Raw genomic sequence first — 17562 nt, 5'->3', positions numbered from 1 at the left:
GAGTGCCTCGCGTGGGTCGGGAGGTTGAGCAAGCATGCGGCCGAGCCTGCGAGGGCGCAACGGCGCACCGAAACCATGGCTAGCGGGGCCCCTCCGTGACGAGCCTCAGCGTCCGGAGTCCCAGCAGGTCCACGCTGCGCGCGTGGTTGCTCAGCACCACCACGGCCGTACGCCGCGCGGGCACGAAGCCGGCGAAGGAGCGGAAGCCGCCCGTGCCGCCGTTGTGCCACCAGAGCTCGTCGGGCCCGTCGTTGCGCAGCCACCCCAGCCCGATGGGCTGCCGGCCCTCGACGCGGGGCTGCTGGGTGAGCCGGACCGCGTCGGCCAGCGGCGTCGTGTCGGGCTCGAGCTGGGCCGCCAGGTAGCGGAGCACGTCGTCCGCCGTCGAGCGCAGTGCGCCGGCCCCGGGCAGCCCGTCGAGGGGCCAGGGGTCCGCCGGCCTGCGGCGGCCGCGGTGCCCCGGCGCGAGCCGGGCCCGCTGCTCGTCGGTCAGACGGTCGTGGGTGGCGGTGTCGACGAGGCCCAGCGGGCGACAGACGCGCTGCTCGACCAGCGCGGCGTACGACGTGCCCGCGGCGTGGGCGAGCGCCTGGCCGAGGACACCTACCCCGAGGTTGGAGTAGTGCACGCCGCCGGTCCCGGGGGTGCGGGCGAGGGTCGCGCCGGCGAGGGCCGCGAGGAGCCCGTCCGGGGTGAGCCGGGCGTACGGGTCGCGCCCGCGCAGCATCTCCACCGACCCCCGCAGCAGCGGGACGGGCGCGTTCGGCAGTCCCGAGGTGTGCGTCGCCAGGTGGGCGAGCGTGATCTCGGCGCCGTCGCAGGTCGGGACAACGGTCCCGGGCGGCAGCAGTGCCTGCACCGGGTCGTCCAGCGACCACACCCCACGCACCACGCCGTCGGCGAGCAGCAGCGAGGTGAAGGTCTTGGTGATCGAGCCGATCTCGAAGAGGGTGCGCCCGTCCGGGTGCGGACCGTGGTGGGCCCGCCCGACCACGGACGTGTCGTCACCACGACGTACGCCGATGACCAGCCCGGCGCGGCGTCGTACGGCCCGCTCCACCAGCTCCTCGACCTCGCGCACCCGCTCAGGGTAGGGAGCGCGGGCAAGGACCGCTCAGCGGCGCGCGACTCCGTCGCGGCGGGCGGCCGTGGCGACGGCCTCGCGGACGGCACCGGGCACGCGCGGGTCGAACGGCGACGGGATGACCAGCTCCTCGGACAGGTCGTCGCCGACCAGGTCCGCGAGCGCGTGGGCGGCCGCGAGCTTCATGCCCTCGGTGATCGCCGTCGCGTGCACGTCGAAGGCACCGCGGAAGATGCCAGGGAACGCCAGCACGTTGTTGATCTGGTTGGGGTAGTCGGAGCGGCCGGTGGCCACGACGCGGGCGTACTTGTGGGCGAGGTCGGGGTGCACCTCGGGCGTGGGGTTGGCCAGGCCGAAGATGATCGCGTCGGGCGCCATGCTCGCGACGATCTCCTCGGGCACCGATCCGCCCGAGACGCCGATGTAGACGTCCGCGCCGGCCATCGCGTCGGCCAGGCTGCCGCTGCGACCGAACTTGTCGGCGGTGTCGCGGGCCAGGGCCGCCTTGACGGGCGTGAGGTCCGAGCGCCGCGAGTTGAGCACCCCCTGGCGGTCGATGACGGCCAAGTCCTCGACGCCGGCCTCCAGCAGGATGCGGGCCACGGCCACGCCCGCGGCACCGGCGCCGGAGATCACCACGCGGGTGCCCTCCGCGGTGCGACCGGTGAGGCGCAGGGCGTTCTTGAGGGCAGCCAGCGCGACCACGGCGGTGCCGTGCTGGTCGTCGTGGAAGACGGGGATGTCGAGCATCGCCTTGAGGCGGTCCTCGATCTCGAAGCAGCGGGGGGCCGAGATGTCCTCGAGGTTGATCCCGCCGAAGCTCGGCGCGAGCCGCGCCACGGTCTCGATGATCTCCTCGACGTCGGTGGTGTCGAGGCAGATCGGGACCGCGTCCACGCCGCCGAACTGCTTGAAGAGGACGGCCTTGCCCTCCATCACCGGCATCGCGGCGGACGGACCGATGTCCCCGAGGCCCAGCACGGCGGTGCCGTCGGTGACGATGGCGACGACGTTGGGGACCCAGGTGTAGTGCTGGGTCATCGAGGGGTCGGCCGCGATCGCCTCGCAGACCCGGGCCACGCCCGGCGTGTAGGCAAGCGAGAGCTCCTCCCGTCCGGTGAGGGCGACCGTGGACACGGTCTCCATCTTGCCGCCCACGTGGAGGTCGAAGACGGGATCGCCGGCGTGCGGGTGCTGCGGTTCCATGTCGCGATACTGGCACAGCTCAGCGAGGCGTCAGGTGCCGTCCCAGCCGTGGGGAGGGCCACACCCGCGCCAGTACGACGCCACGCACGTCGTCGTCGGCCACCGGGCCGCGATGGCGGGAGTCCACGCCCTGCGCCGGGTTGTCCGAGAGCAGCCACCACCCGGGCTGCCCGGTGCGCAGCTCCCGACGCTCCGCGGCCCGCTTGACGGCCAGGGTGCCGTCCGCGAAGCGGGCCACGACCAGCGCGCCGACGCCGGGCACGGCGGCGTACCGCACGAGCAGCCGGTCCCCCTCGCGCAACGTCGGCTCCATGGAGCGACCGCGTACGACGGCCATCCCCAGCACGCCGCCGACCAGGCCTGTCAGGGCCTCACCCGCACGGGCGAGACCCACGTTCCGGGGTGTCCTCACGCGGAGTAGTGTCGCAGCGAACCGACCTCACACCCTTCGAGAGGACTGCGATGCTCCCCCAGCTCTTTGCCCGTACCGTCGAGGTCTCGGCACACTGCGACCTGCCGTGCGGCGTCTACGACCCCGCCCAGGCCCGCATCGAGGCCGAGTCGATCAAGGCACTGATCGGCAAGGTCGCCGACAACGACGACCCCGACTTCCGCACCCGCGCGATCCTGATCAAGGAGCAGCGCTCGGAGCTCGTCAAGCACCACCTGTGGGTCCTGTGGACCGACTACTTCAAGCCCCCGCACTTCGAGAAGTACCCCCAGCTGCACACGCTGGTCAACGAGGCCACCAAGCTCGCCGGCGCCTCGGGCACCAAGGGTGAGCTCGACGCGGCCAAGGCCGACGAGCTGCTCGCCAAGATCGACGAGATCGCCGAGATCTTCTGGGAGACCAAGAAGGCCTGACGATCGTGGCAGGCTTCTGACCTGCACTTTCAGACGTTGGACGCCGCCTCAGTCGGCACCGGGTCCGCAAGGGCTTCGGGACTGGGAGCGGCGTCCAGCACGTTCCGGCATCAGTCCCGGCCACGCGCTTGCGGGAGCATGTTCGTGACCAGGAAGGCCACGACCACGGCGACGACGACCTGGGGCGTCACCGAGACGCCGTCGGCGCCGAGGAGCAGGGTGGCCAGGAGCGTCGAGGTGAGCGGCAGTCGCAACATGGCCGAGCACATGGCTCCGATCCCCATGCCGATCGCGGGCGCGAGGCTCAGGCCGGGCAGCCCGGCGGCGGCGATGCCCAGCACGGCGCCGATGAACATCGCCGGGAACACCGGTCCGCCGCGGAAGGCGCTCAGTGACAATCCGTAGGCGAGCGTCTTGCAGAGGGCGAGCAGGAGCAGCACACCGGTCGAGTAGCTGGAGGCGTCCGCCACCAGCTCGGGAAGGTCGTCCTGGCCGGAGAACAGGACCTGGGTGAAGGGGTTGTCGGTGGCCAGCTGGTAGGCCATGGCCGCCGAGCCGACGAGCAGACCCAGCACCGACGTCACCAGCACCCGGTTGCGGTGGACCGCCGGACGCAGCGCCAGAGCCAGCCGACTGATCAGCCAGCCGAGCAGCGCGGCGGCTGCGCCGATGGGCAGGGCCCAGGCCATGGTGGCCACGGTCGGGCTCTCGGCCGCAGGCACCGAGGTGAGGGCCAGCGAGAAGCTCCCGAGGCCGGTCCAGCTGTCCAGGCCGACGAAGACCAGGGCGCCGATGCCGGACGCAAGCAGTCCCGGCAGGGCCACCAGGCTCAGCGTGGCGCCCCCGATGCCGGCCGCCTCCATGATGAGGAACGCGGCCAGCACCGGGGAGCCGAGCAGGGTGCTGATCGCCGCGAAGCTGCCGGCCGACGCCATGATCGTCAGGGCCACCGGTGGTGCGTCCTTGCGCGCCAGGTGCACCGTCAGCGCCGCAAGGCCGCCGCCGATGGCGATGAGAGGTGCCTCGGGTCCGAGGACCGCGCCCAGGCTGAGCGTCGTCAACGCGGCCAGGATGATGCCGGGGAGCTCCCCGGCAACCGGCGGGCCGCCGCCTGCGTGGAATCCCAGTGCGGGCGAGTGACCTCCGTTGCCGGGAAGGAACCGGATGGTCAGGCCGGTCAACAGCCCGGACACGACCAACCAGGGCACCGGCCACCAGGCGGGCGGCCCGGCGTCGAACACGTCGCTGGGCAGGTCGTGGAACACGAGCTCCTGGATCTCGGTGACGAGTGCCAGGAAGCCGTAGGCCGCCGCCGAGATGGGGACACCCAAGACCGCGGCGAGCAGCAGGGCCGCGAGGTAGGTCTTCGAACGAATGGTCGCCACCACGTCGATCGTCGGTGGGCCGCCGGGCGCCGGATCGCGGGACCGGCCCGCGGCAGGTGACGCGGGATCCGCGGGGCCGTTCACGTCAGTCATCAGATGGACCGTCCACGCGTTCGGTGAGGCTCATGGTCCTCCTCTCGACGCCGGTGCTCACGCTGTCCGACGAAGGCGGCGAGTGACTCCTCCGAACAGGGTGAGTTCCTGCCCTCCGGGACATCGCCGCGGCCGGGGCGAGGGGCCCCGTTAGTGTGTCTCCACCCCCCAGCCCTCGACCCCAGGACGGGACCCCCACGCTGATGGCCAGTCACGACAATCCCGACGGCCGGGCCGACGTCGAGCTCCGGCTGCCCGCGGACGGCGCCTACGCCTCCGTGCTCCGGACGACCACGGCCGGTCTGGCCGCCCGCCTCGACTTCACCATGGACGACATCGAGGAGCTGCGGATCGCCGTCGGCGAGGCCCTGGCGCTGGTGCTCTCCGAGGCCGACCCGGGGGCGGACCTGACCTGCCGCTTCCACCTCGGAGCCGGGACCATGACGGTGCAGGTCGAGACCCGGGCGACCGACGACCCCCAGCCCGACTACGACAGCTTCGCCTGGCAGGTCCTCGACACGCTGGCCTCCGAGGCCGCGGTGGAGTCGACCGGCGGGGTGTTCGCGGTGCGCTTCACGATGTCGACCCAGGTGGGGGCCACCGGGACGGCCGACGACACGGCGGGCGCCGACCGCTGAGATGACTCACGACACCACGGGGGACGGTGCGGTGGACGGGGACGCCACTGGACCGACGGACTTCGCGCCGGCGAGCGCGCCGACGCGCGTCGAGGTCACGCGTGCGCGCAGCGCGGAGCTGTTCCGCGAGATGCGCGACCACGACGCGTCGCACGCGTCCCGCACCACGGCCCGCGACGGCCTGGTGCACCTGCACCTGCCGCTGGTCGAGCACTGCGCACGCCGCTTCCGCAACCGCGGGGAGCCGCACGAGGACCTCGTGCAGGTCGGAACCATCGGGCTGATCAAGGCCGTCGACCGCTTCGAGACCGACCGCGGCGTCGAGTTCTCGACGTACGCGACGCCCACGATCATCGGCGAGATCAAGCGCTACTTCCGCGACAAGGGGTGGGCCATCCGCGTCCCGCGCCGCCTGCAGGAGCTGCGCATGCAGATCGGCACGGCGACCGCGGAGCTGACCCAGAAGCTCGGCCGCTCCCCCACCCCCCGTGAGCTCGCCGAGGCCATCGGCTGCACCGTCGAGGAGATCATCGAGGGGATGGAGTCGAGCAACGCCTACTCCACCTTGTCCCTCGACGCCTCCGACAGCTCCGACGACGGCCCGCCGAGCATGCTGGACACCCTCGGCGTCGACGACGAGGGCCTCGAGCACGTCGAGATCCGCGAGTCGATCAAGCCGCTCCTCGAGGGCCTCGGCGCCCGGGAGAAGCGCATCCTGCTGCTGCGCTTCTTCAAGAACATGACGCAGTCGCAGATCGCCGAGGAGATCGGGGTCTCGCAGATGCACGTGTCCCGGCTGCTCACCAAGACGCTCACCCAGCTCCGCGCCTCCCTCGAGGCGGAGTAGCGCGGCCGGGGCGGGCGACTCAGCGCTGCGACTCGAGCGCCTCGACGCTCTGCGGGTGCACGATGCCGGCGATGGCGACCAGCGCGACGATCCCGATCACCACGGCGACCAGCGTGGTCTCACCGCCGCGGAGGTTCCACGCGAGGCCGAGCTGGATGAGCTGGGCCAGCAGGATGGGTCCGCGGGCCCAGGCCCCGCCGTGGGTGATCGCCCACGCGCAGACCAGCAGCAGCCCGCCGTACGCCGCGAAGAAGAGCGTGGTGGTCAGCCCCATGGTGAGCCGGCCGCCGGTCAGCGAGGCGATCTCGAGGGCAGCCAGCAGGAGGATCACGACGCCCTCGACCGCGGCGAGCGACGCCGAGGTCACGAGCGGGGCGGGGCTGGCGGGGCGCTGCGTCACCCCGACAGCCTAGGTGCCGCCCCCTGTTGTGACGGAAGCGACCATGCAGGGGGTTGTGTTGGGCCCCAACTCTTGCCAGTCTGGGGGGTGCGCTCACGGAGGAGTTCACTTCGTGGTGCCCACACGTGGGCACTCCCCCGAGCGCCCGGGCTCCGCTGACTGCCCGCACACAGCCACACGCGTGAAGAAAGAGGAACCCCCTGCCATGGATTGGCGCAGCCGTTCAGCTTGCCTCGACGAGGATCCGGAGCTGTTCTTCCCGATCGGCAACACCGGTCCTGCCATCCTCCAGATCGAGGAGGCCAAGCAGGTGTGCCGTCGCTGCGAGGTGCGCGACCAGTGCCTCGCCTGGGCGCTCGAGGCTGGTCAGGACCACGGCGTCTGGGGCGGCCTCAGCGAGGACGAGCGTCGCGCGCTGAAGCGCCGCAACGCCCGCGCCCGCATCCGCACGGCCTGACCGCCTAGGCCGGCAGCTCGATCCGCACCCGGGTCCCGCCGCCGGCCGCAGGCCCCATCTCCAGGGTTCCTCCCAGCTCGGACTCGACGAGGGTCCGGACGATGGAGAGGCCCAGGCTGGTCGACGCGGCGAGGTCGAAGCCCTCGGGCAGCCCCCGGCCGTCGTCGGAGATCGTCACCACCAGACGTCCCGGAGCCGTGACGGCCTCCAGCTCGATGGTCCCCTCCCGCGCCGACGCCGGGTCGGGGTAGCCGTGCTCCACGGCGTTCTGGAGCGCCTCGGTGATGACCATCGCCAGCGGCGTGGCCGTCTCGGGGGCCAGGACGCCGAAGCTGCCACGGCGTACGACGCGGATGGCGGCCCCGACGACCGCCACGTCGGTCACCATCCGGCCGAGGCGGTCGGCGATCTCGTCGAAGTCGACGTGCTCCTCGACCGCCTGGCTCAGGGTCTCGTGGACGATCGCGATCGAGCCGACGCGGCGGACGGCCTCCTCCAGGGCGGCACGGGCCTCGGGCTGCTGGATACGACGGGCCTGGAGCCGCAGCAGCGCGGCGACGGTCTGGAGGTTGTTCTTCACCCGGTGGTGGATCTCGCGGATCGTGGCGTCCTTGGTGACCAGCTCGCGGTCGCGTCGGCGCAGGTCGGTGACGTCACGGAGCAGCACCAGCGCCCCGATCCGCTCCCCCGTCGGCCGCAGCGGGATGCTGCGCAGGATGAGGCTGACCTGATCGGTGCCGACCTCGGTGTCCCGGTCGGCGCGCCCGGAGAGCACTACGCTGAGGGTCTCCTCGTCGGGGCGACGTCGCGGCGGCACCAGCTCGCGGGTCAGGTCGGCCAGCACGAGGTGGGTGAGGTCCCCGCTGAGCCCCAGGCGGCGGTAGACCGACAGCGCGTTGGGACTGGCGTAGACGACCCGGCCGGCGTCGTCGAGGCGGATGAAGCCGTCGCCGACCCGCGGCGAGTCGGCGTGGTCGCTGCGCTGGCCCTCCTGGGGGAACCAGCCGCCGGCGATCATCTGGGTCAGCTCGGCGGCGGTCTGGAGGTAGGACAGCTCGAGGCGGCTCGGGGTGCGGACACCCAGGAGATTGGTGTTGCGGGCGACCAGCGCGATGACCCGGTCGCCTCGGCGCACGGGGATGACCTCGACCCGCACCGGCACGTCGTCGCGCCACTCCGGGTCGCCCTCGCGCACGAGCCGACCCGTCGCGTGCGCCTCGTCGAGCATGCGGCGCCGCCCCGCGGGGATGAAGGTCCCCAGGACGTCGTCGGTGAGCGCGGTGGGACCCGTGGTCGGGCGCATCTGGCCGCCCGCCCAGAACCCCCGCCCGTCCCGGTCGGGCAGCCACAGGACGAGGTCGGCGAAGGACAGGTCCGCGATGATCTGCCAGTCCGCCATGAGCCGGTAGAGCCAGGCGACGTCGGCGTCGTCGAGGTCGGTGTGGGCTCGGGCGAGCTCCTGGAGGGACGGCACGGGCACAGCCTAGGTGCCGGGGCCGGGCCGGTTCGCCGTCGTCGGAGGCGGCTGGCAGGATGGCCCGCATGCCCACCGGCTACTGGCAGAGCGTCGTGATGCAAGGCCTCGAGGTCCCCTCCGACCGCCCCCTCGACGACCTCACGGCAGAGCTGACCGCGATGCTGGGGTCCCCCGATCCCGAGCAGCGCGACGGCATCGCCTACCCCGCGCTCGCGACGTGGGTCGACCGCGGCGTCTACGACGACCTGCTGGTCGGCCTGGGCGACGGGATGGCCGCGGGCCTCACCGTCGGCCTCGGGGAGGACGGCACCGACTCGGTGTTCCGCCGGGCCTTCTCGGTGCTCGTGCTGGCCGAGTGCCTCGAGCGCGGCACCGGGCAGCACCTCCTGACCTCCGGCAAGGTCCTGCAGTGGGGCGACCAGATCGCCACGTGGTACCTCCGGGAGCGCGACACCCGCGGCTACGTGCCCACCAAGGGCTGGGCCCACACCGTGGCCCACGGCGCCGACGCGATCGGGGTGCTGGCCACCTCCCCGCACCTCGCCGCCAACGAGCTGACCGTGCTCCTCGACGTGCTGGCCGACCGGCTGCTCGCCCCCGGCACCGGGCTGCTGACCTGTGGGGAGCCCGACCGGATGGCGCTGGCCACGATGCAGGTGCTGCGGCGCAACGTCGTGAGCCTCAAGGTGCTCGAGCCGTGGATCAACCGGATCGCCGCCGCGGCGTCGTCGCTGGGCAGCACCCAGGACCGCGACCCGTTCCTCGACAGCGGCAACCCGCAGGCGTTCCTGCGGGCGCTCTACCTCCAGCTCAGCCTGGCCGCCGACCCCCCGCAGGTGCGGCCCGACCTCATCCTGGTGCTCGTCGAGGTGCTGCGCGCGACCAACCCGCACTATCTCGGCCCGCACCACCCCGCGTGAACTAGCCTGCGCTCCATGAGCGACGAGACCGCAGCCACCGAGACGCCCGCCGCCGGACGGGGGGCCCACCAGCCGGGCGACGAGATCGCCGGGCACAGCGGCGAGCTGGCCGTGGCCGCCGCCCGGGCCCACGGCGTGGAGACGATGTTCACCCTCTCCGGGGCCCACGTCTTCCCGATGTACGACGGCGCGGTCAAGGCCGAGCCGCCGATGCGCCTGCTGGACGTGCGCCACGAGCAGACCGCGGCCTTCGCGGCCGAGGCGACCGGCAAGCTGACCCGGGTGCCCGGCCTGGCCGTTCTCACCGCCGGTCCCGGCGTCACCAACGGCGTCTCCGCGATGGCCCAGGCCCAGTTCAACGGCTCCCCCATGGTCGTGGTCGGCGGGCGTGCCCCGGCCAACCGGTGGGGCTCGGGCGCGCTCCAGGAGATCGACCACCTGCCGATCGTCGACTCCATCACCAAGCAGGCCCGCACGCTGCACACCGCCGCCGAGGTCGCGACCGGGATGGACGACGCCTTCACCGTGGCCCGCTCGTCGCACCGTGGTCCGGTCTTCGTCGACATCCCGATGGACGAGTTCTTCAACTCCTCGACCGGCCCGGCCTCCGCCGGCACCCCGGCACCCCGGCTCGAGCCCGACGGCGACGACCTCGCGGCCTTGGCCACCGCGCTCGCCGGGGCGACGCGGCCGCTGCTGATCCTCGGCACCGACGTCTGGGCCGACCGGGCCGAGGAGGCGGCGCTGCGCTTCGTGGAGGCCCTGGGCATCCCCACGATCACCAACGGCATGGGTCGCGGCATCGTGCCCGGCGGGCACCCGCTGCTCGTCACCAAGGCCCGCGGGGCGGCCATCAACGGCGCCGACCTGGTCGTGGTCGTCGGCACGCCGCTCGACTTCCGCCTCGGCTACGGCGTCTTCGGCGGCAAGGACGGCGCCACGCCGGCCCGGGTCGTGCACGTCGCCGACTCCCCCGGCCAGCTCTCCCCGCACGCCGCGCTCGCCGCCTCGGTGGCCGGCGACCTCTCGTCCGTCTTCGACGGGCTGCTGGAGCCCGTGCAGCGCGGACGTCGCGGCGACTGGTCGACGTGGGCCTCCGAGCTCGCCGACGTGGTCCGGGCGACGGTCGCGCGCGACAGCGAGATGCTCACCGCCGAGGCCGATCCCATCCACCCGGCGCGCATCTACGGCGAGCTGGTCCCCCGCCTCGCGGACGACTCGGTCGTGATCGGCGACGGCGGCGACTTCGTCAGCTTTGCCGGCAAGTTCGTCGAGCCCAAGCGGCCCGGCGGCTGGCTCGACCCGGGCCCCTACGGCTGCCTCGGCGCCGGGCTCGGCGCGGCGATCGCGGCCCGTCTGGCCCGACCCTCCGCCCAGGTCACCCTGCTCCTCGGCGACGGTGCTGCCGGCTTCTCCCTGATGGACGTCGACACCCTGGTCCGCCACGACCTGCCCGTCGTGATGCTGATGGGCAACAACTCCGCCTGGGGGCTCGAGAAGGGCCCGATGCAGATGCTCTACGGCTACGACGTGGTGGCCGACCTGGCCCAGCGCACGGCGTACGACCAGGTCGTCAGCGCCCTCGGCGGCGCCGGCGAGACGGTGACCGACCCGAAGCAGATCGGTCCGGCCCTCGACCGGGCCTACGCCGCGGGCGTGCCCTACCTCGTCAACGTCATCACCGACGTCGAGGCGGCCTACCCGCGCAGCACCTTCGGCATCTGAGCCGGTGCCGGGGATGGAGCTGAGGCGTGCCCGCCCCGACGAGCTCGCCGCCGTCGGCGAGCTCACCGTGGCGGCGTACGCCGACTTCACCCTGGGCCCCGGCGACCCCTACGTCGAGCGGCTGCGCGACGCGGCGTCGCGCGACGCGCAGGGCGAGCTCTGGGTCGCGGTCGAGGACGGCGAGCTGCTCGGCTGCGTCACCTGCTGCCCGCCCGGCTCCCCGTGGCGGGAGCTGGCCGGCGAGCACGAGGGCGAGTTCCGGATGCTCGCCGTCGCTCCGGCCGCCCGGGGCCGCGGGGCGGGGGCGGCACTCGCCGCGCTGTGCGAGGAGCGGGCCCGCGAGCACGGGGCGACGGCGATGGTGCTGTCCTCGCTGCCGGACATGACGCACGCGCACCGCATCTACACCCGGCTCGGCTACCGCCGCGACCCGTCCCGCGACTGGGACCCGGTCCCGGGTGTCCACCTCATCGCCTTCGCCAAGGAGCTTTCATGACCGGCGCCGCCACCCTGACCTTCACCGTCGGCGAGGACGACACCGCCATGGCCGTCGGCAGCGGCTCGTTGCCGGTGCTCGGCACCCCGCGGCTGCTCGCCTGGTGCGAGGCCGCCACCTGCGCGGCCGTGGAGGCGGACCTCGCGGACGGCGAGACCAGCGTCGGCACCCGCGTCCAGCTCGAGCACCTCGCCGCGAGCGCGGTCGGCGCCGAGGTCGAGGTCGCGGCCACGACGTCGTACGCCGACGGGCGGCTGCGGCGTTTCACGGTCAGCGCCCGGGACCTCGGGACCGGCAAGGTGGTCGCGGCCGGGGAGGTCACCCGGGTGGTCGTCGACGCCGAGCGGTTCCTCTCCCGCCTCTGACGCCCAGGCCGAAATGCAGCGAGCCCCCGGCCAGTGGCCAGGGGCTCGGTGTCTCAACGCTCAGGCGTTGGGGCGCTTTCCGTGGTTGGCGCCCTTCTTCTTGCGAGCGCGGCGCTTGCGACCGGTCTTGCCCATGATGGTCCTCCAGAAATCGTGTTGCCCTGACGGGTGCCCCGTACAGGGCTCCGAGCATCCTCTCAAAAGCCGGGCAGCGGGGCCAATCAGCCCCTCTGCTCAGCCCTCGGAGATGCGGACCTGGACCTCGCGGATCTGGACCCGGACCCGGGCCCGCAGCGCGTCGGGAGCCATCTCCGAGGAGCACGACCGGGCGACGACGGCCTTGACCGTCCGCTGGAGGTCGTACTTCTCCAGGCAGGGACCGCACTCGTCGAGGTGCAGGCGCACCGCCGAGCAGTCGGCCTCGTCGAGCTCGTTGTCGAGGAAGTAGACGATGCGCTCGAGGTAGTCGGCGCAGTCCTCGTTGCTGTGTCCGTGCTCGCTCACGAGTCGCTCCCCCCTCCGGTGGTGCCGGTCGGGAGCAGGTCGTGGGCCCGCACGTGGTCGGCCAGCATGTCGCGCAGCTGGCGGCGACCCCGGTGGAGCCGGGACATCACGGTGCCGATGGGGGTGTTCATGATCTCGGCGATCTCCTTGTAGGGGAATCCCTCGACGTCGGCGAGGTAGACCGCGAGACGGAACTCCTCGGGCAGCCGCTGGAGGGCGTCCTTGACCTGCGAGTCGGGCAGGTGCTCGAGGGCCTCCATCTCGGCCGACTTGAGGCCGGTCGAGCTGTGGGACTCGGCCCGGGCGAGCTGCCAGTCCTCGACGTCCTCGGCCATCGACTGCTGGGGCTCGCGTTGCTTCTTGCGGTACGTGTTGATGTAGGTGTTGGTCAGGATGCGGTAGAGCCAGGCCTTGAGGTTGGTGCCGGGCTTGAACTGGTGGAACGCGGAGTAGGCCTTGGCGAACGTCTCCTGCACCAGGTCCTCGGCGTCGGCGGGGTTGCGGGTCATCCGCATCGCCGCGCCGTACAGCTGGTCGAGGAGGGGCAGGGCGTCGCGCTCGAAGCGCAGGGCGCGCTCGTCCGCGGTCTCGGTCTCGAGGTCGACCGCGGGATCCCCGCCGGTCTGGAGTGATTCGGTCATCGTCTCCCAGACTACTGCGGCCTCGGCTGGACCGAGGCTCGAGCGTCGGGTCGGACGGCTGGGGGCCGGACGCGGGACTGTGGCGATCACGAACGTCTCAACACGACGGACCGGCCACTGATTCCCGCTACCGGCTCCCGACGACCTCGCGCACCAGCCACTCCAGCGTGGACTCGACCACGATCTCCATCGCCTCGTCCTGGCTGAGGGGGGCGCGGGCGGGGACCTTGAGACCGTGGTCGGCGGCCGGGACGACGGCCATGTCGAGGTCCGGCAGGTCGGCCGGGAACTCCTCGGGCCGACCCATCGGGTCGCGCTCCCCCTGCACCACGAGGACCGGCACGCCGGCGCCGGCGAGCTCGTCGGCCCGTGACTTCTCCGGACGCCCCGGCGGGTGGAGGGGGAAGGAGAGCGCCAGGCAGCCGACGGCGCCCAGAGAGCTGGCGCACCGGGCGGCCGACCGTGCCCCCGCGGACCGGCCGCCGACCACGAGGGGCGTGCGGGACCGCGCCGCGGCGGCGGCCGCGCGGAGGCCGGCGTCGAGGGAGGCCGGGGGCGTGGCGATCCTGCGCCCCGCCACGCGCCAGGGCTGCTCGAGGAGGAGGACGCTGATGCCCTGCGCGGGGAGTGCCGCGGCGAGGGCGACCAGGTCGCGGGCCTCGACGCCCCCGCCGGCCCCGTGGCTCAGCAGCAGCGTGGCGATCGGGCGGTGCGCGCGGCGTACGTGCAGGCGGCCCTCGCCGTGGGGGGTCTCGACGGACCGGACGGTCGGCGTGATCACGACGGCGACCCCTCGAGCGGGACGTCCTCGAGCGGCAGCGGCTCGACCAGCTCGGGCCCGTTGTTGCGGACGTTGCCGACGGCCGTGGAGACGGGGTAGGCCTCGAGGCTGCCGGGAGCCGCCGGGACCAGCAGGGACAGCTCGCCAGCGACGCGGGGGTCGAGCCACTGCGACCACCGGTCGCGCTCGACCATCAGGGGCATCCGGTCGTGGATGTGTCCCAGCGAGTCCTCGGCCTGGGTGGTGAGCACCGTGCAGGTCCAGCGGAAGCGGCCCGGGTCGTCCTCGGCCAGCGTGGGGTCCCGCCATATCTCGTAGAGGCCGGCCATCGCGAGAATGCCGCCGTCGGCCGGCCGGATGAAGAAGGGCTGCTTGACCGGCTTGCCGGCCTTCGTCGTGCGGTCGGTGGGGTACCACTCGAAGTAGCCGTCGGCGGGCAGCAGGCAGCGGCGCACCGCGAAGGCCCGCTTGTACGCCGGCTTGTCGGCCACCGTCTCCATCCGCGCGTTGATCATCCGGTTGCCGATCGAGGGGTCCTTGGCCCAGGACGGCACCAGCCCCCACGTGAGCGTGCGCAGCTGGCGCTCCGGGGGATCGGGACTGTCCTTGGCGGGCGGGCGCTCGACGACGGCGTAGACCTCCTTGGTCGGCGCGACGTTGTAGTCGGCCGCCAGCGGAGCGGGCGTGCGGTCGGCGACGACCTCGAACTCCTCGATGAGGTCCTCGGGGCGTCGCGACGAGGCATACCGTCCGCACATGTCCCCAGCCTAGTGACCGGGACGGACGTCCGGGCCGCGTCGACCCGCCCCGGGCGCGCCCGCGTCAGCCCCGGGCGAGCTCGTCGAGCAGCTGCGAGGCGGCCAGGTCGGTGGCGGGCAGGCCCTCGATCCACACCCGCGGCGGGTCGTCGGTCAGGCCGGCGACCAGGGACCGCAGCAGGCGCACCCGCGTGCCCAGCCGGTCACCGCGGCTCGCCACGACGACGACCCGGTGCGGCGCCAGCCGGCCGACGGTCTCGCCCCCGGCGAAGACCGTCCGGGCCGCCTCGCCCACGCGGGAGAGCCGCAGGGACCGGGCGAGCCGGTGGCCGGCGTCGAGCTCCCCGCTGGCCGGGGCCTCGCCGGTCAGCTCGCACACCACGAGCGCCCAGGCGGTGTTGACGTCGGTGGCACCGTGCTGGCGGTAGAGGTCGCCGAGGCGGCTGCGCACGTGCACCCGCGTCGCCAGCCCGGTCATCGGGTCCTCGCACGACAGCGCGTGGAAGTAGGACAGGGCCGCCTCGCTCCAGCCGACGAGCAGCGCCGAGGTGGCGTCGTACGACGGGTCGCAGCCCTCCAGCGTGCGCCACGTCTGGCGCAGCCCGGCCATGGTGTCCTCGAGCGAGGAGCCGTCGAGGGCGAGGTCCCGACCGACCACCGAGCAGGCGTCGCATGGATCCGATCCCGAGACGAGTGCCTCCGCCACTGCCTCGAACCGGCGTGGCAGCCCCATCTGCACACCGGGTGACAGCAACCCACTCGTCCCGGGACCGGCCGTGGGACGCCGCGCGCGCAGTGCGAACAGTCCCACGGTGCTCCCCCTTGCTGATGACGGTCCTTGCGTGTTCGTCGTACGGGGGTTGGACGGCGCCGCGCGGGAGGCATGACGCCGAATAGGTGAAATGTCTGCACCACCGGCCCGGACGGGGCCTACAGTGGCGTCACGCTTCAGCCCCCCGAAACGGTGTGGTCACCATGAGCACGACGACGCAGGTGGAGGCCCCGGGCGACGCCGAGCTCATCGCGTCCGTCCGAGGCGGGGACACCGACGCCTACGGACAGCTCTTCGAGCGCCACGTCGGGGCCGCCCGGCGGCTCGCCCGCCAGCTCGTCTCCGCCGGCGACGTGGAGGACCTGGTGTCCGAGGCGTTCGTCAAGGTGCTGCAGGTCCTGCAGCGCGGTGGCGGTCCGGACGTCGCCTTCCGCGCCTACCTGCTCACCGCCGTACGCCGCCTGCGCGTCGACCGCCTGCGCGCGACGTCGCGCCTCCACACGACCGACGACATGGAGATGTTCGACCCCGGCGTGCCGTTCCGCGACACGGCCGTCGAGGGCTTCGAGAGCGCGACCGCCGCCCGGGCGTTCGCGTCGCTGCCCGAGCGGTGGCAGCTGGTCCTGTGGCACACCGAGGTGGAGGGCCAGAAGCCCGCCGACGTCGCCGTGCTGCTGGGGATGAGCGCCAACTCCGTCTCCGCGCTCGCCTACCGGGCACGCGAGGGGCTGCGCCAGGCCTACCTCAACGAGCACGCCTCCGAGCTCGACGACGAGAGCTGCCAGTGGACGCGGGACCACCTCGGCGCCTACATCCGCAACGGCATCTCGCGCCGCGACGCCGGCAAGGTCGAGGACCACCTCGGCCACTGCCGCAGCTGCGCGGCGATCTACCTCGAGCTCAGCGAGGTCAACTCCAACCTCGGCGCCATCCTCGCCCCGCTGCTGCTGGGCGGTGTCGGCGCGGCCTACGCCTCGGCCGCCACCGGGATCGCTGCCCCCGTCGGCGCCGCCGGGGTGCTCGGCCGCGTCCGGGACGTGGTCGCGGCCAACTCGCAAGCGGTCGCGGTCGCGGGGGTCACCACGGCGGTGGCACTGGGCGGCGGCGGGTTCCTCGTGTGGCAGGACTCGCAACCACCCGCCATCGTCTCCGGCGAGGTCGCCGGTGCCGGGCTGCCCGGCGGTCCCGCGGCCGCGGACACGGACTCCCCGTCCGACGCCGCGGCCGGCACCGGGCAGCGCACGGCGCCGGCCCCCGGCTCCGACGGTGCAGACGGTGCCGTACCCACCACGCCGGTCGACGGCGCGGTCCCGGTGACCGCCACGGCCCCCGTCACGGTGCCCACGACGGAGCCGACCACGCCACCCGCCACGGCTCCCACCGAGGACCCGACCCCGGCCACGGCAGGGCCCACCACCGCACCCACCGGCGGGGCCACGACCTCCCCGACGCGCGACCCCGGCACCTCCTCCGGCCCGACGCGGGACCCGGAGCCGACCGTGGACACCGCGCCCACGACCGGTGACGTCCCGACCGCGCCGCCCACTCTCGTCCCGCCGCCCACCGCGGACCCGTCGCCACCGGTGCCCGACCCGGTCCCGGATCCTGACCCCGTGCCCGACCCCGACCCGGTGCCGGACCCCGACCCGGTGCCGGACCCTGACCCGGTCCCGGATCCCGACCCGGTCCCGGATCCCGACCCGGTGCCGGACCCTGACCCGGTCCCCGATCCCGACCCGGTCCCGGATCCCGACCCCGATCCCGACCCCGATCCCGACCCGGTGCCCGTCTTCGGCATCTCCCTCGCCGGGTCGGTCGTCGCCGGGAGCCAGGCCGACGTCGTGGCCACGATCCTGGGCATCCCGGCCGGCGGGTCGGCCACGGTGGAGATCACCGGAGCCCGCCGCCTCATGACCCGCGACGCGGCCACGGACGCACGGTGCGGCCCCGAGGACGGACCGACGCTGACGTGCGTGGTCGCCGACGGCGCGCCGCTCCTCGTGCACGCCGTCCGGGCCAACGCCGTGGCCCCGGCACTCGTGGTGACGGTGACCCTGGCCGGCGACCCGACGGCCACGGTGGTCGAGACCCTGCCCTGGCCCTAGCCCGCCTCCGGTGGGGTGGACCGGTGCTCGCCCGGGTCGTGTAG

At 73.4% G+C, this 17562-nt stretch carries 21 protein-coding genes; 9 read left to right on the top strand and 12 right to left on the bottom strand.

All coding sequences use genetic code 11. The features are described from left to right. Positions 1-79: 79 nt before the first annotated feature. Genes DAE25_RS05875 through DAE25_RS05865 form a run of 3 tightly spaced genes read right to left on the bottom strand, consistent with a single transcriptional unit; the run spans position 80 to position 2702 of the window. On the bottom strand, positions 80-1081 hold the full coding sequence (locus DAE25_RS05875) for a serine hydrolase domain-containing protein (RefSeq protein ID WP_107765273.1): 1002 nt from the start codon (positions 1079-1081) through the stop codon (positions 80-82). 33 nt (positions 1082-1114) lie between these two features. Continuing rightward, on the bottom strand, positions 1115-2290 hold the full coding sequence (locus tag DAE25_RS05870; protein WP_107765272.1) for an NAD(P)-dependent malic enzyme: 1176 nt from the start codon (positions 2288-2290) through the stop codon (positions 1115-1117). A 19-nt stretch (positions 2291-2309) separates the two neighbouring features. Next, positions 2310-2702 (bottom strand): S24/S26 family peptidase, encoded by a 393-nt coding sequence (locus DAE25_RS05865; RefSeq protein ID WP_234410875.1) that lies wholly within the window; start codon positions 2700-2702, stop codon positions 2310-2312. Between the two features lie 50 nt (positions 2703-2752). Between DAE25_RS05865 and sodN the strand changes: the two genes are divergently transcribed. Then, positions 2753-3154 (top strand): superoxide dismutase, Ni, encoded by a 402-nt coding sequence (gene sodN, locus DAE25_RS05860; protein ID WP_056888499.1) that lies wholly within the window; start codon positions 2753-2755, stop codon positions 3152-3154. A 110-nt stretch (positions 3155-3264) separates the two neighbouring features. On the opposite strand, the gene DAE25_RS05855 is transcribed toward sodN, so the two are convergent. Next, on the bottom strand, positions 3265-4632 hold the full coding sequence (locus tag DAE25_RS05855) for a chloride channel protein (protein WP_107765271.1): 1368 nt from the start codon (positions 4630-4632) through the stop codon (positions 3265-3267). Positions 4633-4835: 203 nt separating this feature from the next. Here DAE25_RS05855 and DAE25_RS05850 point away from each other — a divergent pair, with 203 nt between their 5' ends. Beyond that, entirely contained in the window at positions 4836-5270 is a 435-nt protein-coding gene (locus DAE25_RS05850) for an ATP-binding protein (RefSeq protein ID WP_107765270.1), read from the top strand. Position 5271: 1 nt separating this feature from the next. Beyond that, positions 5272-6117: an RNA polymerase sigma factor SigF gene (locus tag DAE25_RS05845; RefSeq protein ID WP_107765269.1), complete on the top strand. Its 846-nt coding sequence runs from the start codon at positions 5272-5274 to the stop codon at positions 6115-6117. A 19-nt stretch (positions 6118-6136) separates the two neighbouring features. Here DAE25_RS05845 and DAE25_RS05840 read toward each other — a convergent pair whose 3' ends face one another. After that, positions 6137-6517: a hypothetical protein gene (locus DAE25_RS05840; RefSeq protein ID WP_159083603.1), complete on the bottom strand. Its 381-nt coding sequence runs from the start codon at positions 6515-6517 to the stop codon at positions 6137-6139. Positions 6518-6722: 205 nt separating this feature from the next. Here DAE25_RS05840 and DAE25_RS05835 point away from each other — a divergent pair, with 205 nt between their 5' ends. Then, positions 6723-6974: a WhiB family transcriptional regulator gene (locus DAE25_RS05835; RefSeq protein WP_056888502.1), complete on the top strand. Its 252-nt coding sequence runs from the start codon at positions 6723-6725 to the stop codon at positions 6972-6974. Positions 6975-6978: 4 nt separating this feature from the next. Here DAE25_RS05835 and DAE25_RS05830 read toward each other — a convergent pair whose 3' ends face one another. After that, entirely contained in the window at positions 6979-8448 is a 1470-nt protein-coding gene (locus tag DAE25_RS05830) for a sensor histidine kinase (RefSeq protein ID WP_107765455.1), read from the bottom strand. Between the two features lie 68 nt (positions 8449-8516). On the opposite strand from DAE25_RS05830, the gene DAE25_RS05825 reads away from it, so the two are divergent. Genes DAE25_RS05825 through DAE25_RS05810 form a run of 4 tightly spaced genes read left to right on the top strand, consistent with a single transcriptional unit; the run spans position 8517 to position 11957 of the window. Then, positions 8517-9371, top strand: a complete 855-nt coding sequence (locus tag DAE25_RS05825; RefSeq protein ID WP_107765267.1) for a DUF2785 domain-containing protein — start codon at positions 8517-8519, stop codon at positions 9369-9371. A gap of 15 nt (positions 9372-9386) precedes the next feature. Further along, positions 9387-11096, top strand: coding sequence for an acetolactate synthase (locus DAE25_RS05820; protein WP_107765266.1), 1710 nt, complete (start codon positions 9387-9389; stop codon positions 11094-11096). Between the two features lie 13 nt (positions 11097-11109). After that, a complete protein-coding gene (locus DAE25_RS05815; RefSeq protein WP_107765265.1) occupies positions 11110-11592 on the top strand; it encodes a GNAT family N-acetyltransferase in 483 nt (160 codons plus the stop codon). Continuing rightward, positions 11589-11957 carry a thioesterase family protein gene (locus DAE25_RS05810; RefSeq protein WP_107765264.1) on the top strand — a complete coding sequence of 123 codons (369 nt, stop codon included), beginning with the start codon at positions 11589-11591 and terminating at the stop codon, positions 11955-11957. Before DAE25_RS05815 ends, DAE25_RS05810 begins: the two co-directional genes overlap by 4 nt. A gap of 60 nt (positions 11958-12017) precedes the next feature. Here the strand turns inward: DAE25_RS05810 and DAE25_RS24255 are convergent, their stop codons facing one another. From DAE25_RS24255 to DAE25_RS05785, 6 genes are all read right to left on the bottom strand, one after another. After that, positions 12018-12092 carry a 50S ribosomal protein bL37 gene (locus tag DAE25_RS24255; protein WP_369759046.1) on the bottom strand — a complete coding sequence of 25 codons (75 nt, stop codon included), beginning with the start codon at positions 12090-12092 and terminating at the stop codon, positions 12018-12020. Between the two features lie 99 nt (positions 12093-12191). Further along, complete coding sequence (rsrA, locus tag DAE25_RS05805; protein WP_107765263.1) at positions 12192-12461, bottom strand: mycothiol system anti-sigma-R factor; 270 nt, start codon at positions 12459-12461, stop codon at positions 12192-12194. Beyond that, complete coding sequence (locus tag DAE25_RS05800) at positions 12458-13102, bottom strand: sigma-70 family RNA polymerase sigma factor (RefSeq protein WP_107765262.1); 645 nt, start codon at positions 13100-13102, stop codon at positions 12458-12460. The genes rsrA and DAE25_RS05800 overlap by 4 nt, the downstream gene beginning before the upstream one ends. A gap of 127 nt (positions 13103-13229) precedes the next feature. Further along, entirely contained in the window at positions 13230-13883 is a 654-nt protein-coding gene (locus tag DAE25_RS05795; protein WP_325050362.1) for an alpha/beta hydrolase family protein, read from the bottom strand. Then, the gene (locus DAE25_RS05790) at positions 13880-14641 is read right to left on the bottom strand and encodes an SOS response-associated peptidase (protein ID WP_107765261.1); all 762 of its coding nucleotides are present in this window, start codon (positions 14639-14641) and stop codon (positions 13880-13882) included. Before DAE25_RS05790 ends, DAE25_RS05795 begins: the two co-directional genes overlap by 4 nt. Positions 14642-14705: 64 nt before the next feature. Then, positions 14706-15452: a hypothetical protein gene (locus DAE25_RS05785; RefSeq protein WP_159083602.1), complete on the bottom strand. Its 747-nt coding sequence runs from the start codon at positions 15450-15452 to the stop codon at positions 14706-14708. A gap of 164 nt (positions 15453-15616) precedes the next feature. Here DAE25_RS05785 and DAE25_RS05780 point away from each other — a divergent pair, with 164 nt between their 5' ends. Next, positions 15617-17518, top strand: coding sequence for a sigma-70 family RNA polymerase sigma factor (locus DAE25_RS05780; protein ID WP_159083601.1), 1902 nt, complete (start codon positions 15617-15619; stop codon positions 17516-17518). Positions 17519-17562 lie beyond the last annotated feature (44 nt).

This window comes from Nocardioides terrigena, from assembly GCF_003047265.1.
Lineage (GTDB): Bacteria > Actinomycetota > Actinomycetes > Propionibacteriales > Nocardioidaceae > Nocardioides > Nocardioides terrigena.
Note: the sequence above shows the minus strand (reverse complement) of the source record. Positions and strands in the feature narration are given on the sequence as shown.